We start from the raw sequence: 20,620 nt of genomic DNA, 5'->3' as shown, positions 1-20,620 counted from the left end.
AAAAAACAACCAAAAGTAGAAGCATAATAGATATAAAAAGAGATAATACAGTTGTTTTAAGTGATTTTTCTCTACTTAAAATTTTTAAAATAAAATTATTTTTTTTTCATAATTACCTCCACATTTTTAAATTTAGTCTATAATAATATCTTAGTGAAATAGACTTTATTACTTAGCTTTAATTTTACATATATTTTTTACTATATTTATTAAGATATCTTAGCTATTAGGTTATATCAATATTTTTATACCCATTTTCGAATAATTTACATTAGCAATTTTGCCAGAAGTAAGAGTTAAAAAATATTATCTTTTTTTTAGATTCTTCTATATTATTTGATAGATTAAGAAAAAACTTATTAGCTATTATTGTGCTAACAATAATAACTAAAGATAATAGTTTCAATAACTTAATTAAAAATACCTCTTTTATATAGGTATTTCGATATCCACTTATATTTTCACTTAACCATAATTTTGCCTTGTTTAAATTTTAATTCTCTTAAAGTTTTTCAAGAAAATCTTTTTATTAGCAATTTTTATAGAAATTAATAGTATCAAAATAGAACTTTTATAAAGGTAAAGTTATATTTACTTAACTCAACTTTCGCACATAAAAAATCATTAATTTCTTATATGTAAAAGCTTTTAAAAGCCCATAAATAGACACTTTTTGATATAATTTCATCACCACAAATCAATTATAAAAGGTATTTTTATGGGTATTGACAATTTTATCCAAACTGCTATGAACAATGTATTAAAAAATCCTATTCTTTCTATTTTAAGAGATATAAATTTTAGTTCTATTCTAAAACAAAGCAATTTCATAAAAAAAGATATTGGCAAATCTCCATATATGATAATTTTACATTTTTTATATATGTTTATTATCAATAAAAAAATATCTACATTTATGAAATATAGCAATGATAGTTATAAAAAAGATGTTTACTACAGATTACTAAAAAGTAGTAAGTACAATTGGAGAAAATTACTATTACTGACATCTATAAAACTTATTAGCAAATTGCATAAACTTCAAAAAACTACTGATACAAAAGTATTGATTATAGATGATACTGTTGAAATTAAAAGAGGTAAATTTATAGAAGGTAGTTGTAAAAATCTTTGGAGCAATAAAGAACATAGAACTGTAAAAGGTTTGAATATTGTATCACTTAATTATAGCGATTGTTATACGGATATGATGTTGGATTTTTCTATAAATTATAATAAAAATCAAATTGTAAATGTTGATGAAAATAGTTTTCATCATAAAAGCAATGCTTATAAAAGAAGAGTTGAAGGTAATGATGGTAAAAATATTTTAGCTCTTGATATGTTGAAACGTGTTTTAAAATCTGGAATATATTCAGATTATCTTCTTGTTGATAGCTGGTATGCTAAACCAAATTTTATAAATGAAGTAAAAGAAAATGGTCTTGATGTAATTACAAGAATTGCAAACAATCCTAAAATCTGGCAATTTACAGGTAAATTTAAAACACTTGAAACACTTTACAATTATGCAAAACAAAATAAAGCTTCAAGACTTGGAAACTATAACTCTATAAAATACAATTATGTTTCAACTACAACTACACATAAAACACTTGGTAGATTAAAAATTGTATTTATTAAAACCAAAGATAATCTAATTCCAATAATATCAACAAATACAAATTTATCTGATATTGAAATAATCAATACATATAAAAAACGATGGAATATTGAACAAGGATATAAAGATTTAAGAGAATACTTTCAATTTGGTAAAGAAGAAAATCGTATCTTTGAAGCTTTAATAGCTCGTATTACACTTTCATTTTTAGCTTATAATCTTACAAGCTATATTAATAGAGTTCAAAATGAACCACAAACCTTAGGTAATCTTTTTAGAGATTTAGAATGCCAGCTTGAAACTCTAGCAATATCTATGGAATTATTTGTAAAAATCCTAGAACAATTGATACAATCTGCACAAATAGTCAAGAGAAATAAAGATTTAGAGCAAATCATTCATGTACTCAGAGTTTACACTAAAAAACAGTTAGGTTTTATGTGCGAAAGTTGAGTTACTTAAAACTATATAAAAAAATTTATTTTACAATTATAAGCTCATAAGTACTTTCAAATATATAACCTTGACTATATTCATTAACTAAAGGTTAATTTCATAATAATAGAATTTTGCAAAAATGAATACAAAAAAGGATATTTTTGAAGCTTTTTAACTTTCTATTCTCTTTTAAAGCAACACTGCTGTTATTGGCAGTTTTAGCTATTGGTGCTGGAGTTGCTACTTTTATTGAAAATGATTTTGGAACTTCAAGTGCCAGAGTTTTAGTTTATAACAACATTTGGTATGAAGTAGCTTTAGTCTTAACTACAATAAATTTAATAGGTATAATCTATAAGTTTAAGATGTGGAAAAATCTTCCTAGGTTTTTATTTCACTTCTCTTTTGTTGTTATACTTTTAGGAGCTATAATTACTAGATATGTTGGCTATGAAGGTATTATGCAAATACCACAAGGAACAACAACAAATGAGATGATTTCATTAGAACCATACTTACAAGTTACAGTTAAAGATGGTGAAAATATAATTGTCCATAAAGAGTGGCAAAAAGAGTTCACCTCTTTACTTCCTGAGTTAAATAATTTTTCATATAAAGTTGATTTTGACAACAATAATTTAACTATAGATTATAAAAGATTTCAATTTGAAAAAAAAGAACAAGCAAAAATGGGACTCCTTACTATTGATGTAACTTTAAATGGTAAAAAAGAGACTCTAAGATTACCTGGTCTAAGCGGTCAAATAGGAGTTCCAAGAGAGATTCAATTTGATAAATATGTTGTTGTTTTAGAGTATGGGTCAAAATTTATAAATCTTCCTTTTGCAATTAGATTAAATGAGTTTCAACTAGAAAGATACCCTGGAAGCATGGCACCATCATCGTATGCTAGTGAAGTTACAGTTATAAAAGATAACAAAACTTATGACTATAGGATTTTTATGAACAGAACTTTAAATGAAGGTAACTTTCTATTCTTTCAAAGCTCATATTTCCCAGATGAGACAGGAACTGTATTATCTGTAAACAATGACCCTGGTAAATGGCCAACATATTTAGGATATTTTTTATTAACTCTTGGACTATTTTTAAACTTCTTTGATAAAAAATCAAGATTTAGAAAACTTACAAAATATGTTGCAAATAAAAATTTAGCTATGTTTATTCTAGCTTTAACTCTTATTTCTACATCAAATTTAAATGCAAATGAAAATAACAATACGGAAATACAAGTAGTTGATGATATTAATAGTAGAGTTGATTATTTAAACAAATTAAAAGATGAATCAAAATTAACTGCTGATAAATTTGGACATTTAAGTGTACAAGGAAATGGTGGAAGAATGAAACCACTTGCAACTTTAAATAGAGAAATAGTTCAAAAATTAAGCGGAAGAGCTACATTCTTAGGTATGGATGCAGACCAAATTGTTTTAGGGATGGTTACAAGACCTGATATTTGGAAAGATGTAAAAATAATCAAAATAAATACTCCAAAATTAAAGAAATTTTTAGGAGTACCTGAGAATGAAAAATATATATCTTTTTCAGAAGCATTTGGTGAAAAAAATGATTACTTACTCACAAAAGAGTCTGAAAAAGCTCTTCTTACAAAGCCTATTGAAAGAGGAACTTATGAAAAAGACATTATAAAAGTTGATGAAAAACTAAATATTATATATAGTGTATTTAATGGTGCTTTACTTAATATTTTTCCAAGAGTTTATGATGAAAATAGTATAAATGATAACCAAAAATGGTACTCTCCTCTTGAAGCTATGCAAGAGTTTACAGGACAAAATCAAGCTGCAATTAACTCTGTTGTAAGAGGATTTTTTAACTCAATTATAGAAAATGATTGGGATAGTGCAAACAACTATCTTGATATGATAGCTTTATATCAAGAAAAAGTAGGAAGCGATATAAAACCAACAAATTCAAAAATTAGTGCTGAAATTCTATTTAATAAACTGGATATTTTCTTTAATCTTACACTAGCTTATGTTCTTTTAGGTTTTGTTATGGTTGTTTTAGCCTTTATTATTATATTTAAACCCACTTTTAAACCTGAAAAAACTACAAAAATAATTTTTACTATTTTAGCTATTTTATTTGCTACACAAACTTTTGGTATGGGTTATAGATGGTATCTTTCAGGTCATGCCCCATGGAGTGATATTTATGAAACTTTGATTTATATCTCATGGTCAGCAGTTTTTGCAGGAGTTGTTTTCTTTAGAAACTCTCTTTTAGCTTTAGGAGCTGCTACTATTATTGCTGGAATTTTTATGTTTACAGCTCACTTAACAGATGTTGATCCACAAATTACAAATTTAGTTCCTGTTCTAAAATCGTACTGGCTAACTATCCATGTATCTATTCTTACAGCATCTTATGGATTCTTTGGGCTTAGTGCAATATTAGGATTTTTAACTCTTATTATGTTTATTTTTAGAAAAAATAGAGACCATTTAGATGATATTATTAAACAAATTAGTGCTATAAATGAAATATCTTTAATTATTGGTCTAGCATTCATTACAATTGGAAATTTTTTAGGTGGTGTTTGGGCAAATGAGTCTTGGGGAAGATATTGGGGATGGGATCCAAAAGAGACTTGGGCTTATGTTTCAATAGTTGTTTATGCAATTGTTGTACATTTAAGATTTGTAAAAGTTCTAAATACTCCTTATGTTTTAGCGACTGCTTCTCTTCTTGCCTTTAGTTCGATTATGATGACTTATTTAGGAGTAAACTTCTATCTGTCTGGAATGCACTCATACGCTACAGGTGATCCTGTACCTATTCCAACTTGGGCTTATTTGACAGTTGCAACTGCATTTATAGCTATTTTCTTAGCTTATAAAAATAGAGATTTAAAAAATATAGAGTAAAAAAGGGCGAAAGCCCTTTTTTTATAAAGAGTGGTAAAAGTTAATAAAAAATATCTCTAATAAAGTAAATTTTAAACAGTAAAACTAAAACCTCAAAAGGAAAAGAAATGTCAACAATTATAGATATCTTTAAAGAGATAACAAAACTTCAAAGATGCTCTGGAAATCATAATGAGTTTATAAAATATATGCAAGATTTATCAAAAAACCTAGGATATATCTGTTTAATTGATAGTGCAAATAATATTTTATGCAAAAAAGAAAATGGCAAAGCAAAAATAGTTTTCCAATCTCACTATGACATTGTTTGTTTAAATGAAAATTGTATTCCACAAATTATTGAGGATGATGAAACATTAAAAGCTTTAAACTCAACTTTGGGTGCTGATAATGGAATTGGTTGTTCATATATGATAGCTTTGATGTATCAAAATTTTGATGGAGAGTTTTTGTTTACAAGTGATGAAGAGATAGGACTTATTGGTGCAAATAGTTTAACTCTTTCTATAGAATCAAAATATATGCTAAATCTTGACAGTGAAGAAGAGGCAGAGATATGTATTGGTTGTGCTGGTGGAGTCGATATAAAAGCCTTATTTAATGATAAAAAAATAGTGGAAAATAGAGATAACTTAGATTTATATGAAATATCTATAGAAAATTTAGCTGGTGGTCACAGTGGAGTTGATATTGATAAAGATATTCCAAATGCTATTAAACTTTTAATAAAATCTATAAAAGAGTGTGATGGGAAAATTCTTGATATCAATGGTGGAGAGAGAATAAACTCAATTCCTGCAAATGCAAAGGCAATAATTGCTTCAAATAAAGAACCCAAAAAATCAAATGAAAATATGAAAATTGAGAAAATCAATACAAAAAGTGACCATTTTGTTGTTTACAACAATAAATTAAGAGACTTTTTATACTCTTTCGAGAATGGAGTAAGAGAGATAAATAAAGAGATAGAAGTAGTTCAAAGCTCTATAAATTTGGCTTTAATAAAAACAAGCATAGATGATATTTCTATTGAGTTTAGTGCAAGAGCAATGGATAATAAAGATTTAAAAGAGCTAAAAGAGAAGACAAAAAAAGAGCTAGAAAATATCTCTTGTAAAGTTGAAACTTATGGTAAATATCCTGCTTGGAGTGTAGATATAAATAGTTTTACAAATAAAGTTTTAGAGATTTATAAAAACTATAATAAAAATGCAAAACTAAAAGCTATCCATGCTGGTTTAGAGTGTGCAATTTTTAAAGATAAGTTTCCAGATTTAAAAATTGCTTCAATTGGACCAACAATCAAATATCCTCACTCTAAAAATGAGTTTGTATATAAGAAATCTATTGAAAATGTTTTTGAAGTAGTTAAAAATATTGCAAATAGTATATAATTTAAAAAAGGTAGATTATAAGCCGTGTTCTGTATTTGACAATAATTTATCTAGGCTTTAAATCACTTTAAAGCTCTTGCGAAGATGAGAAATGTGAAGCTAAATACCATATCTTCTTACTGCAAGTTGGGTTTACAAAGCTGTTAAGATTACTCAAAACACTGGTAGGCTCTTACTCTACCGTTTCACCATCACCAAAAAATTGGCTGTTTACTTTCTGTTGCACTATCCCTTAGATTACTCTAGCCATCCGTTAGATGGAACCTTGCTTCACTGCAGCACGGACTTTCCTCTTGAAAATCAAGCTATTATCTATCTACCTTTGGCGGGAATTGTATCTATTTTTTTATTAAATCGTAATTATTAGGAGCTACAAATAGAAAAATATTATCATCAATTGGCTCATCTTGAACAGAATTTGAGAAAATTATTTCAACACTATTATCAAGAGAGTCTTTATAAGATATTTTTTTGATTTTACTCTCTTTTGTAGATATCTGATATTTTATTCCATCAATTATTGAGAGATAGTTTTCACTATCAAGCTTTTTTGCCTCTTTTAAAAGTTTTAAAATATTTATCTCATTTTCAAGCTTTGTAAAAATTGCTTGTTCTAATTCTGGTTCATCTACTATCGCCACATTATTATCAATATATACATTTTTTACAACTGGAGTTTGGTATTTCCATAAGATTTTTCCACTATTTTTAATAAAAACCTCACCTATATAATTAATTTTATTGTTTGAGTCCGAAGTTATAGTTTGAGTAAATTTTGACTGAAAAGTTTTTAGATTTTTAATATCACTTGAAGCAAAACTAAAATTTAAAAAAAGAAGAGGAGTAAATATAAGCTTATAAAACATTTTTTAACCTTTTTTTGTATATAATCGTAGCTTCATTATAACGAAAAGGAACTAATTTTATGTTAAATGTTTTTTCAAAAGTTTTTGGTACAAAAAATGATAGAGTTGTAAAAAAATATAAAGCAGTAGCAAACGAAATAACAAATTTGGAAGAGATATATTCAAAATTAAGTGATGACGAACTTAAAGCCAAATTTGATGAGCTAAAAAAAGCAGTACAAAACAGTGAAAAATCATTAGATAGTGTTTTAAAAGATAGCTTTGCAATAACAAGAGAGGCTAGTATTAGAAGTTTGGGATTAAGACCTTATGATGTACAACTAGTTGGTGCTATGGTTTTACATAAAGGTGATATTGCAGAGATGAAAACAGGAGAAGGAAAAACTCTTGTTGGTGCAATTGCTGTTTGTCTAAATGCACTTAGTGGGAAAGGGGTTCATGTTGTAACTGTAAATGATTATCTAGCATCAAGAGATGCAAATGAACTAAAACCTCTATATGAATTTTTAGGATTTAGTGTTGGAGCTTTAAGCGATGCTATAAAAGAGGATGAATATAGAAGAATTCAATATAGTTGCGATATTACTTATGGAACAAATAGCTCTTATGGATTTGATTTTTTAAGAGATAATATGGTTTATGACTTAAAAGATAAAGTTCAAAGAGGTCATCACTTTGTAATTGTAGATGAAGTGGACTCAATTTTAATAGATGAAGCTAGAACTCCTCTAATTATTAGTGGTCCAACAAACCATAAAAACTCAAACTATGTAAAAGCAAATGAGATTGCTCTAAAGCTTGAAAGAGGAGAGCTAATTGAGCCAAAAAATCCAGCTGAAAAACCAACAACAACTGGAGATTTTATAGTTGATGAGAAAAATAGATCTGTAACTTTAACAGAGGATGGACATATAAAAGCTGAGAAACTTTTTGAAGTAGATAATCTTTATTCTATTGAAAATGCAATGCTTTCTCACTCTTTAGATCAGGCTTTAAAAGCAAACTATATTTTCCAAAAAGATGTTGATTATGTTGTAAAAGATGATCAGATTATAATTGTAGATGAGTTTACAGGAAGATTAAGTGAAGGAAGAAGGTTTAGTGAAGGACTTCACCAAGCTCTTGAAGCAAAAGAGAAAGTTGCAATTCAAGATGAGAGCCAGACTTTAGCAGATACAACTTATCAAAACTACTTTAGAATGTATGAAAAACTTTCTGGAATGACAGGAACAGCACAAACAGAAGCAACAGAGTTTGCACAAATTTATAATCTTGATGTTGTATCAATACCAACAAATATCCCTATAAAAAGAGTAGATAAAAGTGATTTAATCTACAAAAGTGAAAGAGAAAAATTTAATGCAGTTTGTGAAAAAATCAAATATTATCATGAAAAAGGACAACCTGTACTTGTAGGAACAGCAAGTATTGAAAAAAGTGAACTTTTACATAAAACATTAAGTGAAAAGAAAATTCCACACACAGTTTTGAATGCAAAACAACATGAGAAAGAGGGAAAAATTATTGCAGATGCTGGACAAAAAGGTGCTGTGACAATTGCTACAAATATGGCTGGACGGGGAGTTGATATTAAACTTACACCTGAAATATTATCTCTTGGAGGATTAGCAATAATTGGAACGGAGAGACACGAAAGTAGAAGAATAGATAACCAGCTTCGAGGAAGAAGTGGAAGACAAGGTGATGTTGGGGAGTCTCAATTTTACCTAAGTTTAGAAGATAATCTTTTAAGAATATTTGGAAGTGATAAAATAAAATCTATTATGGAGCGACTAGGTATTAAAGAAGGAGAGTATATTGAGTCAAAAATGGTAACAAGAGCCGTTGAAAACTCTCAAAAAAAAGTTGAAGCAATGCACTTTGAAAGCAGAAAACATCTTTTAGAGTATGATGATGTTGCAAATGAGCAAAGAAAGGTAATCTATGCTTTTAGAAATGATCTATTAAAAGAAGATTATGATATATCTTCTAAGATAGATGAGAATAGAATTGATTATGTACAAAACCTTTTAGCTGAAGTAAATATTTTCCAAACTATGAGTGAAGATGAGTTCGACTATGAATCACTAATTGCAAAATTAAAAGAGGATTTACATTTTATTGTAAAAGTTGAAGATATAAAAAGTGAAGATTATGAAGCTTTAGAAAATAGATTAACAACTATCTTAAAAGATGTTTATCTTCAAAAAATGAGTTCTGTAGATGAGAAACAAAAAAGCGAGATAGAGAGAGTTTTATATCTTCAAATCCTTGACAATGCCTATAGAGAACATCTATATTCTATGGATACTTTAAAAACTGGAATTGGGCTTAGAGGATATAACCAAAAAGATCCACTAGTTGAGTATAAAAAAGAGTCTTATAATATGTTTATTGAGTTAGTTTCTAATATAAAGCTAGAGATTATTAAAATTTTATTTACAATTCAACTACAAAGCAAAGAAGATAGACAAAAAGAGCAAGAGGCACTTGATAGAATGATAGCTTCTATGGAAAAAGCAAATGAGCATACAACTACAAATCTAGCTCAAGAAAGTGTAAGGAACAGTGATAAGAAGATAGCTAGAAATGAGACTTGTCCTTGTGGAAGTGGTCTAAAATATAAAAACTGTTGTGGGAAAAGTGGACCAAAAAGAGGCTTAGTAGCAGGAAATTAATTTGAATAAAAATTTAATAAACTTTATAGTAAAAAAATATCTAAAGTTTGACAAAAAGAACCCATTTATCTCAATTAGTGCTATTTTAGCATTTATTGGGGTTGCAATTGGCGTTATGGTTCTTATATTGTCAATGGCTATTATGAATGGAACTGCAAAAGAGTTTGAAAAAAAACTTTTTACAATGAACTATCCATTAACTATCTACTCAAAAAGTACAAATAGTGTAACTGAAGATTTACTTTTAGAGTTGGAATCAAATTTTAAAGATCTTAAATTTTCACCATTTATATCAACTCAAGCAATAGTTCAAAATGCAAACAACATGAGTGGTGGTATGATTTTTGGGGTAGTTCCTGAAAAAGAAGCTCAAATAAACCCTATTTTTAAAGAGGCTTATAGTGATTTTGAATTTAATAAATTTGATATTATTACAGGTATTGGAATAAGTGATAAATTACTTCTTACAAAAGATAGTAAACTAACTTTATACTTTACAGAGTTAAATCCAGCTGGATTTTCACTAATGCCTAAAATGAAAAGATTTGACTATCTATCTTCTTTTAGTTCAGGATTGAGTGCATATGATAAAGCCTATATGTATACAACAATAGAAGCGTTACAAACTCTACTTCAAAAAGATGTTGGTGTTTATGATGGAATTCATGTTCATTCTGATGATGCATTTGTTGATATTGAGAAATTAAGAACTTTTTTAGAAGATAAAAGAGTTGGAGTTGTTGGCTGGTGGCAACAAAATGGAAACTTTTTTGCTGCTATGAAGATGGAAAAAACAGCTCTTTTTATAGTTTTAATGCTTATAATTTTAGTAGCTTCATTAAATATAATCTCTTCACTTCTTATGACTGTTATGAGTAGAAGAAAGGAAATTGCCCTACTTTTATCAATGGGAGCTAGTAGTAAAGAGATAAAATCTATATTTTTAAGAGTTGGTATGGCTATTGGCTTTGGTGGAATTATTTTAGGAATAATGCTTGGATTTATTGGTTATTTTCTACTTGATACTTTTGATATTGTAACTCTTCCAGCAGATGTTTATGGAAGTGCAAAACTACCTTTAGATTTAGCGATTAGTGATTTCATATCTATTATTATTGGTTCTATTATTATAGTTCTATTTTCATCTTACTATCCAGCAAGTCGTGCTACAAAGATAGATGTAATAGATGTTTTAAGAAATGAGTAAAAAACTTTTACCACTTCTTAAAATTTACAAACTACTCCATAGTCATTCTTAAAAATCCTGTAAACTTTGCATTATCATCTGCTAGCTCTTTTTTTACAACTTTTTTCATCTTTTCAAGCATCTTTGTATACTCTTTATAAAATTTAATAGTAGGTTTAGAACTATACTTTAAGTTTTCTAATTCAAAGTATTTTATTATATTTTTTGTAGTTGTTGGTTTTAAAAAGTAGTTTTCATTTGGCAAAAAATAGTATGGAATAAGAGTAATTATATGCCATTTTGCTAAATTCTTTGTTGCCATTAGCTCTATAAAATCATCAAAACTATTTTTAAGATTTCCATATAAAATATCTTGTAAATAGATACTTAGCATCTCTTTTTCGAAATTTGTAAAAGATTTTAAAGCCTTTCTTAAAGTATCTCCTTCATAAAAAGAGACTAATGGAGATTTCAGCAAAATAGCAAAAAAACCTTCTGTGACTATTTCAATATTTGAAAAGTTTTCTATAGCAAAGCTTTTTTTTGCCATTTCATTAAACTTTATAGTATTAAAAAGTTTTACAGTTTTTACTAGTTTTTCATCATTAAAACCATCTTTATAGTAATCATAAAATCTATATTCACACTCTTTTAGCTTTTCTATATTCATAAATATTATCCTCCTTTTAACTATTTATAATTTTTTCTATCATTATTTGCTTTTTTAAACTCCAAAATAGCCCTATTTCTTGAGTATGAAATACCAACCATTTGTCTAGGATAATTTAAAAAAATATCTTCTTGTACACCATTTTCTGTATATATTACTTTTGGTGAAATATTTTCTAACTCTTTTAAAATGGATTTTATGAAAATTGCCTCTTTGTCAAATTTCTTTGATTGTAAATATGGATTAAAAACTCTAAAATATGGTACTGCATCAACTCCTGTACTAGCTGCCCATTGCCATGAACCAATATTTGAACTAGCCTCATAATCAAGAAGTTTCAAAGCAAAATATTTTTCTCCTTTTCTCCAATCAATAAGCAAATTTTTTGTAAGATATGAAGATACAACCATTCTTAATCGATTGTGCATAAGTCCTGTTTTATTTAAGTTTTTCATAGCTGCATCTACTATAGGAACTCCTGTGTTTCCGTTGCACCATTTTATAAAGTCATCTTCATTTTCATTCCAATTTACTTTTATTCCATTTAAATTTTCAAATTCAGAGTTTGGGAAATGATATAAAATATAGTTATAAAACTCCCTCCAAAATAGCTCTTTAATATAAAAGTCTATCTCTTTTTTTGAAGCATCTAGACTTTTTATTTTATTAAACAAACTCCTAGGAGAAATAAGCCCAAATCTTAAATGTACACTTAAATTTGAGCCCGCATCTAAATAAAAATAGTCCCTATTCTCTTGATAATTTTGAATCTTATTTGAAAACTTTTCTATTAATTCATCAGGGCTTTGATTTAAAAATTCTGGTAATTTTTGCTTGATAAATCCTAAATTCTCCAAAGTTGGTATAAAACTATAATCAAAATCTACTTTTTTTAATTTCAAATTGCTTTTAAACTCTTCAATCTTAGTAGAGTTATGTATATATTCTAAAGAGTTATAAAAAGCGGTAAAGACTTTATAAGGTGTTTTATCTACTTTTAAAATATCACTTGGAGTTAATATAAAAGAATCAATGTATCTTTTTAAAGGAATAATTTTTGATATTTCATCATCTCTTTTTTTTGAAAAACTATCAAAATCTATTGAAGTTAAAATCTCATCAAAACCATATTTTTTGAGTTTTATAAAAATCTCTTTTGGCTCTCCATAAAATACTAATAAATTAAGTCCAAGGTTTTGTAAATTTTCTTTTAGTTTCAAAACATTTTGATATATAAAAGTTACTCGTTTATCATCTTTTGGAAGTTTATCTAAAATATTTCTGTCAAAAATAAATATAGGAAGAACTTCATCTTTTGCATTTGATAAAATAGCACTATCTTCAACTCTTAAATCTCTTCTAAACCAAAGAATTTGTCTCATTTTACTAAACTTTTTAAACTATCTTCTATATTTTTATATTTAAACTCAAAGCCCAAATCAAGAAGTTTCTTGGGAACTGCACTTTGTCCATCACTTAATACTTTTGCACCTTCACTAAATATTAATTTTAAAATAAATTCAGGAATAGTAAAAATTGTAGCTCTATTTAAAACTTTTCCTAGAGTCTTTGTAAATTCATAGTTTGTTGTAGGAATTGGAGCTGTAAGATTAAAAATACCATCAAATTCATTTTTTATTATATATTTATAAGCTTCTAGCAAATCTTCTATATGAATATATGAGAAATGCTGTTTTCCATTTCCAATAATTCCACCAAGCCCTAGTTTAAAAGGAGTAATCATCTTTTTAAAAGCTCCTCCACTTTTTCCTAAAACTATTCCAAATCTAAAAACTGATACTTTTGTAGTAGTATTTTTTGCTTTTAATGCCTCTTTTTCCCAATCTTGACAAAGTTTTGATAAAAAATCATCTCCTAAAGAGCCATTTTCATCATATTTTGATTTATTATCATAAATTCCAACAGCCGAAGTTGATATAAACATTTTTGGCTTTTTTTCAACTCTTTTTATAGATTCTACTAAAGTCTTTGTTGTATCAATTCTACTTTTATAGAGTAATTTTTTATATTTTTCACTCCATCTATTTATAATATTTGCTCCACTTAAATTTATTAAAATATCACTATTTTGAATAAATTCATCCAGTTTTTTACTATCTTTTAAAATTTCTCTGCTTAAAATATTAACGTCGTAATTTTGATTTTTAAAAAAGTTAAATAAACTTTGTCCTACAAAACCACTTCCACCTGATATTAAAATTGTTTTCATATTTATTTCTTACTTTTTATAAATTAATACCATATATCATTTGGTATTTAAAGTACTTTTATAGATATTTATATATCTTTTATAAATATTCTTATCACTACTTTTTTGGTCTAAAAGCTTTTATAATCTCTTCATTTGTCTCTAAATATGGACCTTCCATAATATCTATACAGTATGGAATTGCTGGAAAAACTGCATCTAAACACTCTTTAATAGATTTTGGTTTTCCTGGAAGATTTACTATCAAAGAGCTTCCTCTAAGACCTGCTGTTTGTCTTGATAAAATAGCAGTTGGAACATATTGTAAACTTACACTTCTCATAAGTTCTCCAAAACCTGGCATCATTCTATCACAAACGGCTTCTGTGGCTTCTGGAGTTACATCTCTTTGTGCTGGTCCTGTTCCACCTGTTGTTACAACTAAACAACACTTTTCATTATCAATTAAATCTATTAGATTATCTTCTATTGTTTTTCTATCATCACTAATACATCTATAAACAGGTTCCCAATGAGATTTTAAATAAAGATTTAAAGTATCTATAATAGCTTTTCCTGATAAATCTTCATAAACTCCAGCACTTGCTCTATCACTTGTTGTAATTATTCCAATTTTTGCAATCATAATAAATGTCCTTTCTCTTTAAAATAGTAAACAGTAGCAAACTCTTTAAAAAACTCTTTTGCTTCTAAACTATCAATTATTTTATCTTTTCCCCCTAAAAAAACCTCTATTTTTATACCTTTTTTTACTAAAGACTTTAAATCTTCTTTATTCCAAACAAAATTTATAAGTTCATCTAACTCTTCTTGTGTTCCTTTTTTATAATATTTTGAAACATCTTTATCAAAAGATGAATTTATATTTCCCAAAAAAGTTTTAATATATGGCTCTTCATCTTTTTTGAAATACATAAGTTGCATTCTTTTAAATTTATCATCTTTATTTTGAAAAAATGCTGGAGAAAAGAGTTGAAGCTTATCAACTCTTTTCTCACTATTTTTTACATATAAAAAAGCTTTTATAGCTCCGTAAGAAAAACCACTTACTATAAAATCGCCTTTTTCTAAATAATCTTCAAAAAGTTCACTCTCATTTGAAAAACAAAAACCACTAAAAAAATTATTGTAAATCTTCAAGAGTAATTACCTCATTTTTTAGCATAAGCTCTTTTAATCTAGCTATATTGTCTATATTTCTCATTAACTCATCTTTTAAACTATCTTGTGCACTTTTTATTATCTCTTCAATATTTTGTGCCATTTTATAATCTTGTATCATAAGAGAAGCTATCTCATAAGCTCTTTTTATAGCATCTTCACCTATTGAATACTTCTCATTTTTTATTAGCTCCAAACCTACAGTTCCTGCCAACTCTCTTTTTATGTTTTCAAGCATTTCGCCATAAGATAAAAATACTTTATTTATTCTAGGAACCCCATCATCTAGCAATTTTACCTTTGATCTTGAGATATAAGCTTTGCAAGTTTGATATATTGCTAAAATCTCTTTTTGCTCTATATCTAAAATTTTCTGCTGTTTTTTTCCAAACTCTAGTTTATTTTTTGCAATTTCAATATCACTCTCTTCTAAAATAGATTTCTTATTTTTTATCATACTAAGTAGAGCTTCATTTACAAGTGTTGATAAAGCTGCTGAGTTAAATCCTGCACTACTTTGAGCTAATTTGTCAATATTTATACTGTATTTTACATCTTTTAAATATAGTTCTAAAATTTTTTTTCTATCTTCAATATTTGGTAATCCAACATATACTCTTCTATCAAATCTTCCTGCTCTTAAAAGTGCATCATCTAGTACTTCTATCTTATTTGTAGCAGCTATTACTATTACTCCACTATCTCCTAAAAAACCATCCATTTGAGTTAAAAGTTCATTTAAAGTAGATTCCCGTTCATCATTTGACTTTCCACCTCTTGCTTTTCCTACTGCATCAATTTCATCTATAAATATTATAGATGGAGCATTTAGTTTTGCACTATCAAATAACTCTCTAACCTTTTTTGCTCCCATTCCTACATAAATTTGAACAAAACTAGCTCCACTTTGATAAAAAAATGGAACTTGAGCTTCACCTGCAACTGCTCTTGCAATCAATGTTTTTCCAACTCCTGGAGGACCTACTAAAAGTACACCTTTTGGTAGTTTCACCTTATGTTTTTGATATTTTGAAGGGTTATTTAAGAAATCAACTATCTCTTCTAATTCCTCTTTAATCTCTTTTATTCCAGCAACATCTTTAAAAGTAATATTTGAAGCAACAGGTTTTATAAAAGATTGTTCACTTACAACTTCATCACCTTTACTACTTGATAACTCTTTTTCAAAACTAACTTCATTTAAACTCTTATTACCACGTTTTTTCAAAAAATAGTCTCTTATTTTATCCTGCTTTGCTCTTAAAATAAAAGATATTATAAGAAGAACAAAGAGGAATCCAATTCCAATATAATAACTAAGTCCTTGAATGTTTGTACTACTCTTATAAATTGTGTAGCTAAATAAGATTACCAAAACCAAAGCTGAAAGTAGCATTAGTTTAAAGTTTTTATCTATATTTTTATCATTCAAATCTTGCTTCATTTTTATTCTCCTTTACTAAATAATCATCCAATATTAGCCAATCACCTACTAAATCTTCTTTTGAAGATATAGAAACTTGATTAAAGAACTGATCAAAACCAGTAAAAATACCGTTTTTCTCCTGTTCTACTAAAACCTCAAGTTTTATAGAACTATTTTTAATTTTTTCTCTAAACTTATAATTTTTATCTTTTATAATCTCTACAAGTTCGATATATCTGTCTTTTGCAATATCACCTTTTATCATATCTTTCATAATTGCACTAGGAGTTCCATCTCTTTTTGAATATGTAAAAGCATGTATATGAGTAAGTGGGAAATTTTCCAGATTTTTCATAGCTTCTCTCCAAAGTTGTTCGGTTTCTCCTGGATGTCCTACAATAAAATCAGTTCCTAAAGCATAGCCATTTGAGCTTAAAAACTCAAAAAGTTCTAAATCACTTAAAACTTTGTTTCTTCTATTCATAATCTTTAACATCTCTTTTGAAGTATGTTGAAGTGCAATATGAAGGTGCTTTGCCATAAAAGGCTCGTTTATTAGTTCTTTAAATTCATCATCTATTTGAATTGGCTCTATACTTCCCATTCGTATTCGCTTAACACCCTTTATCAAAGACATTTTCTTAAGAAGTTTAGCCAAAGATGTATGCATTTTTTTACCATAACTTCCTACATTTGTCCCTGTTAGTATAAACTCACTAAAACCATTTTGTGCCAAAGTCTCTACTTGATTTAAAATTACACTCTCTTCATAACTTCTAGCATCACCTCTTACATAAGGAATAATGCAGTATGAGCATCTAAAATCACAACCCTCTTGTATTTTTATAAATGCCCTACTTTTACCTACAAACTCTTCAACAACAGTTTTATCTAAACTCTTTAAATCTCCTAGTTTAAAAAACTTCTCATCTAGTTTTAAAAACTCATTTATATTCTCTTTTTCACTCGCTCCAAAAAGACCATCTATCTTATTTTCTCCAAAAAGCTTTTCCCCTTTTGTTCTTGTTCCACACCCCGTAAAGATTACTTTTGGATTATTGCTTAATTTTTTTAAACCATTTATATAACTTCTAGCTGTTGTATCTGCACTATTTGTAACTGTACAAGAGTTAATTACTACTATAGAAGCATCACTTTCATCTTGTGTTACTTCAAAATCTTTTAAGTTACTCATCATAACTTGAGTATCAAAAATATTTGTTCTACAACCAAAAGTTTTAAAAAAAACTTTTGGTTTTGTTGTACTAAAATTCATTAAAAATTATCCTATTTTTATAATACTATTCAAATTCAGGCTCTTTATTTGAGTCATTTCTTGAAGGACCATAAGCTTTTGAGGTTCTATTAATATTTATTTGTTGAGTAGGATATGCTATATGGATATCATCCTCTTTCATTAAAGCTTCGATTATTTCAGCACTAATAGTACTTCTTAGAACCAATGCTGCAAATGAATTTGTAAGATACCAACCAGAAACTACAACTCCATAAGGTTCAATTAAAGTAAAAACTCTAGGCTCTACTCCTGTAGCTCTTAGTTGATATTTATTTCTCATCTTTGATAACTGTTTTCTTGTAATATCACTATATCCTTTTGAATAATGTTTTAAAATCTCTCTTACAATTTTCTGAGCTTTTTTAAAATTAGAGTCAAAAGTAAGGGTAATATCTATTCCATCCCAAACTGTTTTTAACTCACTATGGCTATAGTTTGCAATAAGTTCAGAAAAGATATAGTTATTTGGTACAAAGAAAATTCTTCCAGCTCTTCTATTCTTCATGTAAGATACCATTGTAACATCTTCTTTAATTGTTATTTTAAATAGTGAAATATCTAAAACATCACCAACTGTTTCAACATCACCCTTTGTAACTCTAATTCTATCTCCAACTTGAATAAATCCAGAAGTAACTATTACCATCCATCCAAAAAGTGACATAAACCAATCTTTTAAAGCAATTGCAATACCTGCGGATGCAAATCCTAAAATAGTTACAAGGTATGAAACATTGTCTATATATGAAAATAGAAGTAACATTAATACCAAAAATGCCAAGGTAAAATTGATTATTTTATTTACCATATAGTAATTCTCATTTTGTGAGAAATACTTTTTGAGCGTTAATTTTACTAAAAATGAGACTATAAGCATCACAATAATTATTCCAAAAATAAACATCATTTTTTGAATTTGTGAAGATATTTGATTTTTTAACTCTAATACAATTTGCTCTGTTTTTCTTCCATAAACCTCTTGAGTTGTACTTACAATATCTAATACTATCTCAAAATCTCTTTTTTGTTTATCCAAAAAAGAGATTTTGTCTTTATAATCACCTTTTGGTTCTAAAACAAAAAGTTCTCTATAGCTATTTAATTCAACTTCTAAGCTCTTTAATAAAACCTCTATTTGAAGCTCTAAAGAGCCAAATTGTTGCTTATTGCTCTCTATTTTTTTTATATTTGATAAAGCTGTAATTATTCCAAATGGATTTGTAATATTTTCAAATTTATCTATTTCTGGTGGATTAATTAAACTTCCTATTGGTGAACCTTTGTACTCACCAATTAGTTCTAACTCATTCTCTTTTACTCTAATTTTATTTAGAAGCTGATACTCTAACTCATCACTTAATTGATTTTTTCTTTTTAAACTCTCTTTTAAAGTCTCTAATTCATTTGAAATTTTACTATATGATAGATAGTTTGAATATCTTTTTAAAAGAATATTATCTTTAAAGCTAGCCTCTATTTTATTTATTTTATCAATTAAAATATTTGCCTCAACCATATTTTCAATCTCTAAAATATTTTCATCTTTTTTTTGGGTATTTTTTTGTTCTAAGCTCTTTTTCTTACTATCATCAACTTTTTGCTCATTTGCAATAAGATTAAAACTAGCCACCAAACATAGTATTAGAACAATTTTTTTAAACACTTAAAACCCCTTTAAAATCTCAATTACATCATCTCTTTTTATCTCATCTGTAATTTTACAATCACCAATTCCAACAGGTAAAATAAATTTAATTTTACTATTACTTGATTTTTTATCCAAAAAGAAATGCTCATAAAAATCTTCAACATCTTTTATTTTATAAGTTGTTGGAATCTCATACTTTTTAAGAAGCTTTTCTACTCTTTTCTCATCATCTTCACTCATAAAACCAAGTTTTACAGCTAAAGCATTTGCCATACACATTCCAATACCAACTGCTTCACCATGAAGATATGTTTTATAATTTGTAAGATTTTCTATTACATGTCCAAAAGTATGACCATAGTTCAAAGCTGCTCTTAATCCTTGCTCTTTTTCATCAACACTTACAACATAAGCTTTCGTTTGTACCGATTTTTGTATAGCAATATCTATATTTTTTTCATAATTTAAATCATTATTCTCAAGCCACATAAAAAAATCTTTATTAAAACATACTGCCATTTTTATAATCTCAGCAACACCTGCACCAAACTCTCTTTTTGGTAATGTTTTTAAAAAACTACTATCGATATAAACAGCTTTTGGTTGATGAAAAGAGCCAATTAGATTTTTTCCAAATCTATTATTTATTCCTGTTTTTCCACCAACACTTGCATCTACTTGTGATAAAAGTGTTGTAGGAATTTGTATAAAGTCTATTCCTCTTTGATATATTGAAGCAGCAAATCCTGTCATATCACCAATAACACCGCCACCAAAAGCAACCAAAAGAGATTTTCTATCTAGCTTTGCTAAAAAACAACTCTCTAAAATCTGCTCCAATGTTTGCATATTTTTGTACTCTTCTCCATCAGGAATTGTACAAAAGCTAAGCTCTTGTGCACTCAAATTATCTTTTAAATACTCTAAGTGAAAAGAAGCAATAGTTGGGTTCGTAACAACAACAACTTTTCTATCAAAGCTTATTTTTTTTAGCTTCTCTATATAAATTTCATATGAATTTTCATTGTTTAAATCGATTTTTACAGTCATATCTTATCTTTTTTGATTTTTTAAAATATAAGATAGT

At 27.4% G+C, this 20,620-nt stretch carries 15 protein-coding genes and 1 other RNA gene; 5 read left to right on the top strand and 11 right to left on the bottom strand.

Features of this window, described 5'->3' with window-relative positions:
• The first annotated feature begins 718 nt into the window (after positions 1-718).
• From ATR_RS04790 to ATR_RS04780, 3 genes are all read left to right on the top strand, one after another.
• The gene (locus ATR_RS04790; RefSeq protein WP_115427525.1) at positions 719-2,077 is read left to right on the top strand and encodes an IS4 family transposase; all 1,359 of its coding nucleotides are present in this window, start codon (positions 719-721) and stop codon (positions 2,075-2,077) included.
• 146 nt (positions 2,078-2,223) lie between these two features.
• Positions 2,224-4,977 carry a cytochrome c biogenesis protein CcsA gene (gene ccsA, locus ATR_RS04785; RefSeq protein ID WP_115428340.1) on the top strand — a complete coding sequence of 918 codons (2,754 nt, stop codon included), beginning with the start codon at positions 2,224-2,226 and terminating at the stop codon, positions 4,975-4,977.
• Positions 4,978-5,084: 107 nt separating this feature from the next.
• Positions 5,085-6,371, top strand: coding sequence for a M20/M25/M40 family metallo-hydrolase (locus ATR_RS04780; protein WP_115428339.1), 1,287 nt, complete (start codon positions 5,085-5,087; stop codon positions 6,369-6,371).
• A 2-nt stretch (positions 6,372-6,373) separates the two neighbouring features.
• Here the strand turns inward: ATR_RS04780 and rnpB are convergent.
• Positions 6,374-6,695, bottom strand: an RNA gene (gene rnpB / locus ATR_RS04775) — RNase P RNA component class A.
• 14 nt (positions 6,696-6,709) lie between these two features.
• Positions 6,710-7,237 carry a LolA-like outer membrane lipoprotein chaperone gene (gene lolA, locus ATR_RS04770; protein WP_115428338.1) on the bottom strand — a complete coding sequence of 176 codons (528 nt, stop codon included), beginning with the start codon at positions 7,235-7,237 and terminating at the stop codon, positions 6,710-6,712.
• Positions 7,238-7,296: 59 nt separating this feature from the next.
• Here lolA and secA point away from each other — a divergent pair, with 59 nt between their 5' ends.
• Both secA and ATR_RS04760 read left to right on the top strand, forming a co-directional pair.
• The gene (gene secA / locus ATR_RS04765) at positions 7,297-9,915 is read left to right on the top strand and encodes a preprotein translocase subunit SecA (RefSeq protein WP_115428337.1); all 2,619 of its coding nucleotides are present in this window, start codon (positions 7,297-7,299) and stop codon (positions 9,913-9,915) included.
• 1 nt (position 9,916) lies between these two features.
• On the top strand, positions 9,917-11,122 hold the full coding sequence (locus ATR_RS04760; RefSeq protein ID WP_115428336.1) for an ABC transporter permease: 1,206 nt from the start codon (positions 9,917-9,919) through the stop codon (positions 11,120-11,122).
• A gap of 31 nt (positions 11,123-11,153) precedes the next feature.
• Here the strand turns inward: ATR_RS04760 and ATR_RS04755 are convergent, their stop codons facing one another.
• The 9 genes from ATR_RS04755 to aroB form a co-directional block, all read right to left on the bottom strand.
• Entirely contained in the window at positions 11,154-11,771 is a 618-nt protein-coding gene (locus tag ATR_RS04755) for a hypothetical protein (protein WP_115428335.1), read from the bottom strand.
• 20 nt (positions 11,772-11,791) lie between these two features.
• Entirely contained in the window at positions 11,792-13,153 is a 1,362-nt protein-coding gene (locus tag ATR_RS04750; RefSeq protein WP_115428334.1) for a cryptochrome/photolyase family protein, read from the bottom strand.
• Positions 13,150-14,001, bottom strand: a complete 852-nt coding sequence (locus ATR_RS04745; RefSeq protein WP_115428333.1) for a TIGR01777 family oxidoreductase — start codon at positions 13,999-14,001, stop codon at positions 13,150-13,152. Before ATR_RS04745 ends, ATR_RS04750 begins: the two co-directional genes overlap by 4 nt.
• Before the next feature lie 97 nt (positions 14,002-14,098).
• Entirely contained in the window at positions 14,099-14,626 is a 528-nt protein-coding gene (gene mog / locus ATR_RS04740) for a molybdopterin adenylyltransferase (protein ID WP_206731655.1), read from the bottom strand.
• The gene (gene bioV, locus ATR_RS04735; protein WP_115428331.1) at positions 14,623-15,141 is read right to left on the bottom strand and encodes a pimelyl-ACP methyl ester esterase BioV; all 519 of its coding nucleotides are present in this window, start codon (positions 15,139-15,141) and stop codon (positions 14,623-14,625) included. The genes mog and bioV overlap by 4 nt, the downstream gene beginning before the upstream one ends.
• The gene (locus ATR_RS04730; protein ID WP_115428330.1) at positions 15,125-16,606 is read right to left on the bottom strand and encodes an AAA family ATPase; all 1,482 of its coding nucleotides are present in this window, start codon (positions 16,604-16,606) and stop codon (positions 15,125-15,127) included. The genes bioV and ATR_RS04730 overlap by 17 nt, the downstream gene beginning before the upstream one ends.
• Positions 16,587-17,864, bottom strand: coding sequence for a tRNA (N(6)-L-threonylcarbamoyladenosine(37)-C(2))-methylthiotransferase MtaB (gene mtaB, locus ATR_RS04725; RefSeq protein WP_115428329.1), 1,278 nt, complete (start codon positions 17,862-17,864; stop codon positions 16,587-16,589). The genes ATR_RS04730 and mtaB overlap by 20 nt, the downstream gene beginning before the upstream one ends.
• 25 nt (positions 17,865-17,889) lie before the next feature.
• Positions 17,890-19,548: a mechanosensitive ion channel domain-containing protein gene (locus tag ATR_RS04720; protein WP_115428328.1), complete on the bottom strand. Its 1,659-nt coding sequence runs from the start codon at positions 19,546-19,548 to the stop codon at positions 17,890-17,892.
• The gene (gene aroB / locus ATR_RS04715; protein WP_115428327.1) at positions 19,549-20,583 is read right to left on the bottom strand and encodes a 3-dehydroquinate synthase; all 1,035 of its coding nucleotides are present in this window, start codon (positions 20,581-20,583) and stop codon (positions 19,549-19,551) included.
• Between the last annotated feature and the right edge of the window lie 37 nt (positions 20,584-20,620).

It is taken from the genome of Aliarcobacter trophiarum LMG 25534 (assembly GCF_003355515.1).
GTDB classification, from domain to species: Bacteria; Campylobacterota; Campylobacteria; order Campylobacterales; family Arcobacteraceae; genus Aliarcobacter; species Aliarcobacter trophiarum.
Note: the sequence above shows the minus strand (reverse complement) of the source record. Positions and strands in the feature narration are given on the sequence as shown.

Excerpts from the sequence above, each read along its gene's own strand:
- ATR_RS04755 (WP_115428335.1), bottom strand. The coding sequence starts at position 11,771 with ATGAATATAGAAAAGCTAAAAGAGTGTGAATATAGATTTTATGATTAC.
- secA (WP_115428337.1), top strand. The coding sequence starts at position 7,297 with ATGTTAAATGTTTTTTCAAAAGTTTTTGGTACAAAAAATGATAGAGTT.
- ATR_RS04745 (WP_115428333.1), bottom strand. The coding sequence starts at position 14,001 with ATGAAAACAATTTTAATATCAGGTGGAAGTGGTTTTGTAGGACAAAGT.
- ATR_RS04730 (WP_115428330.1), bottom strand. The coding sequence starts at position 16,606 with ATGAAGCAAGATTTGAATGATAAAAATATAGATAAAAACTTTAAACTA.
- ATR_RS04750 (WP_115428334.1), bottom strand. The coding sequence starts at position 13,153 with ATGAGACAAATTCTTTGGTTTAGAAGAGATTTAAGAGTTGAAGATAGT.
- aroB (WP_115428327.1), bottom strand. The coding sequence starts at position 20,583 with ATGACTGTAAAAATCGATTTAAACAATGAAAATTCATATGAAATTTAT.
- ATR_RS04790 (WP_115427525.1), top strand. The coding sequence starts at position 719 with ATGGGTATTGACAATTTTATCCAAACTGCTATGAACAATGTATTAAAA.
- lolA (WP_115428338.1), bottom strand. The coding sequence starts at position 7,237 with ATGTTTTATAAGCTTATATTTACTCCTCTTCTTTTTTTAAATTTTAGT.
- mtaB (WP_115428329.1), bottom strand. The coding sequence starts at position 17,864 with ATGAATTTTAGTACAACAAAACCAAAAGTTTTTTTTAAAACTTTTGGT.
- ATR_RS04780 (WP_115428339.1), top strand. The coding sequence starts at position 5,085 with ATGTCAACAATTATAGATATCTTTAAAGAGATAACAAAACTTCAAAGA.
- mog (WP_206731655.1), bottom strand. The coding sequence starts at position 14,626 with ATGATTGCAAAAATTGGAATAATTACAACAAGTGATAGAGCAAGTGCT.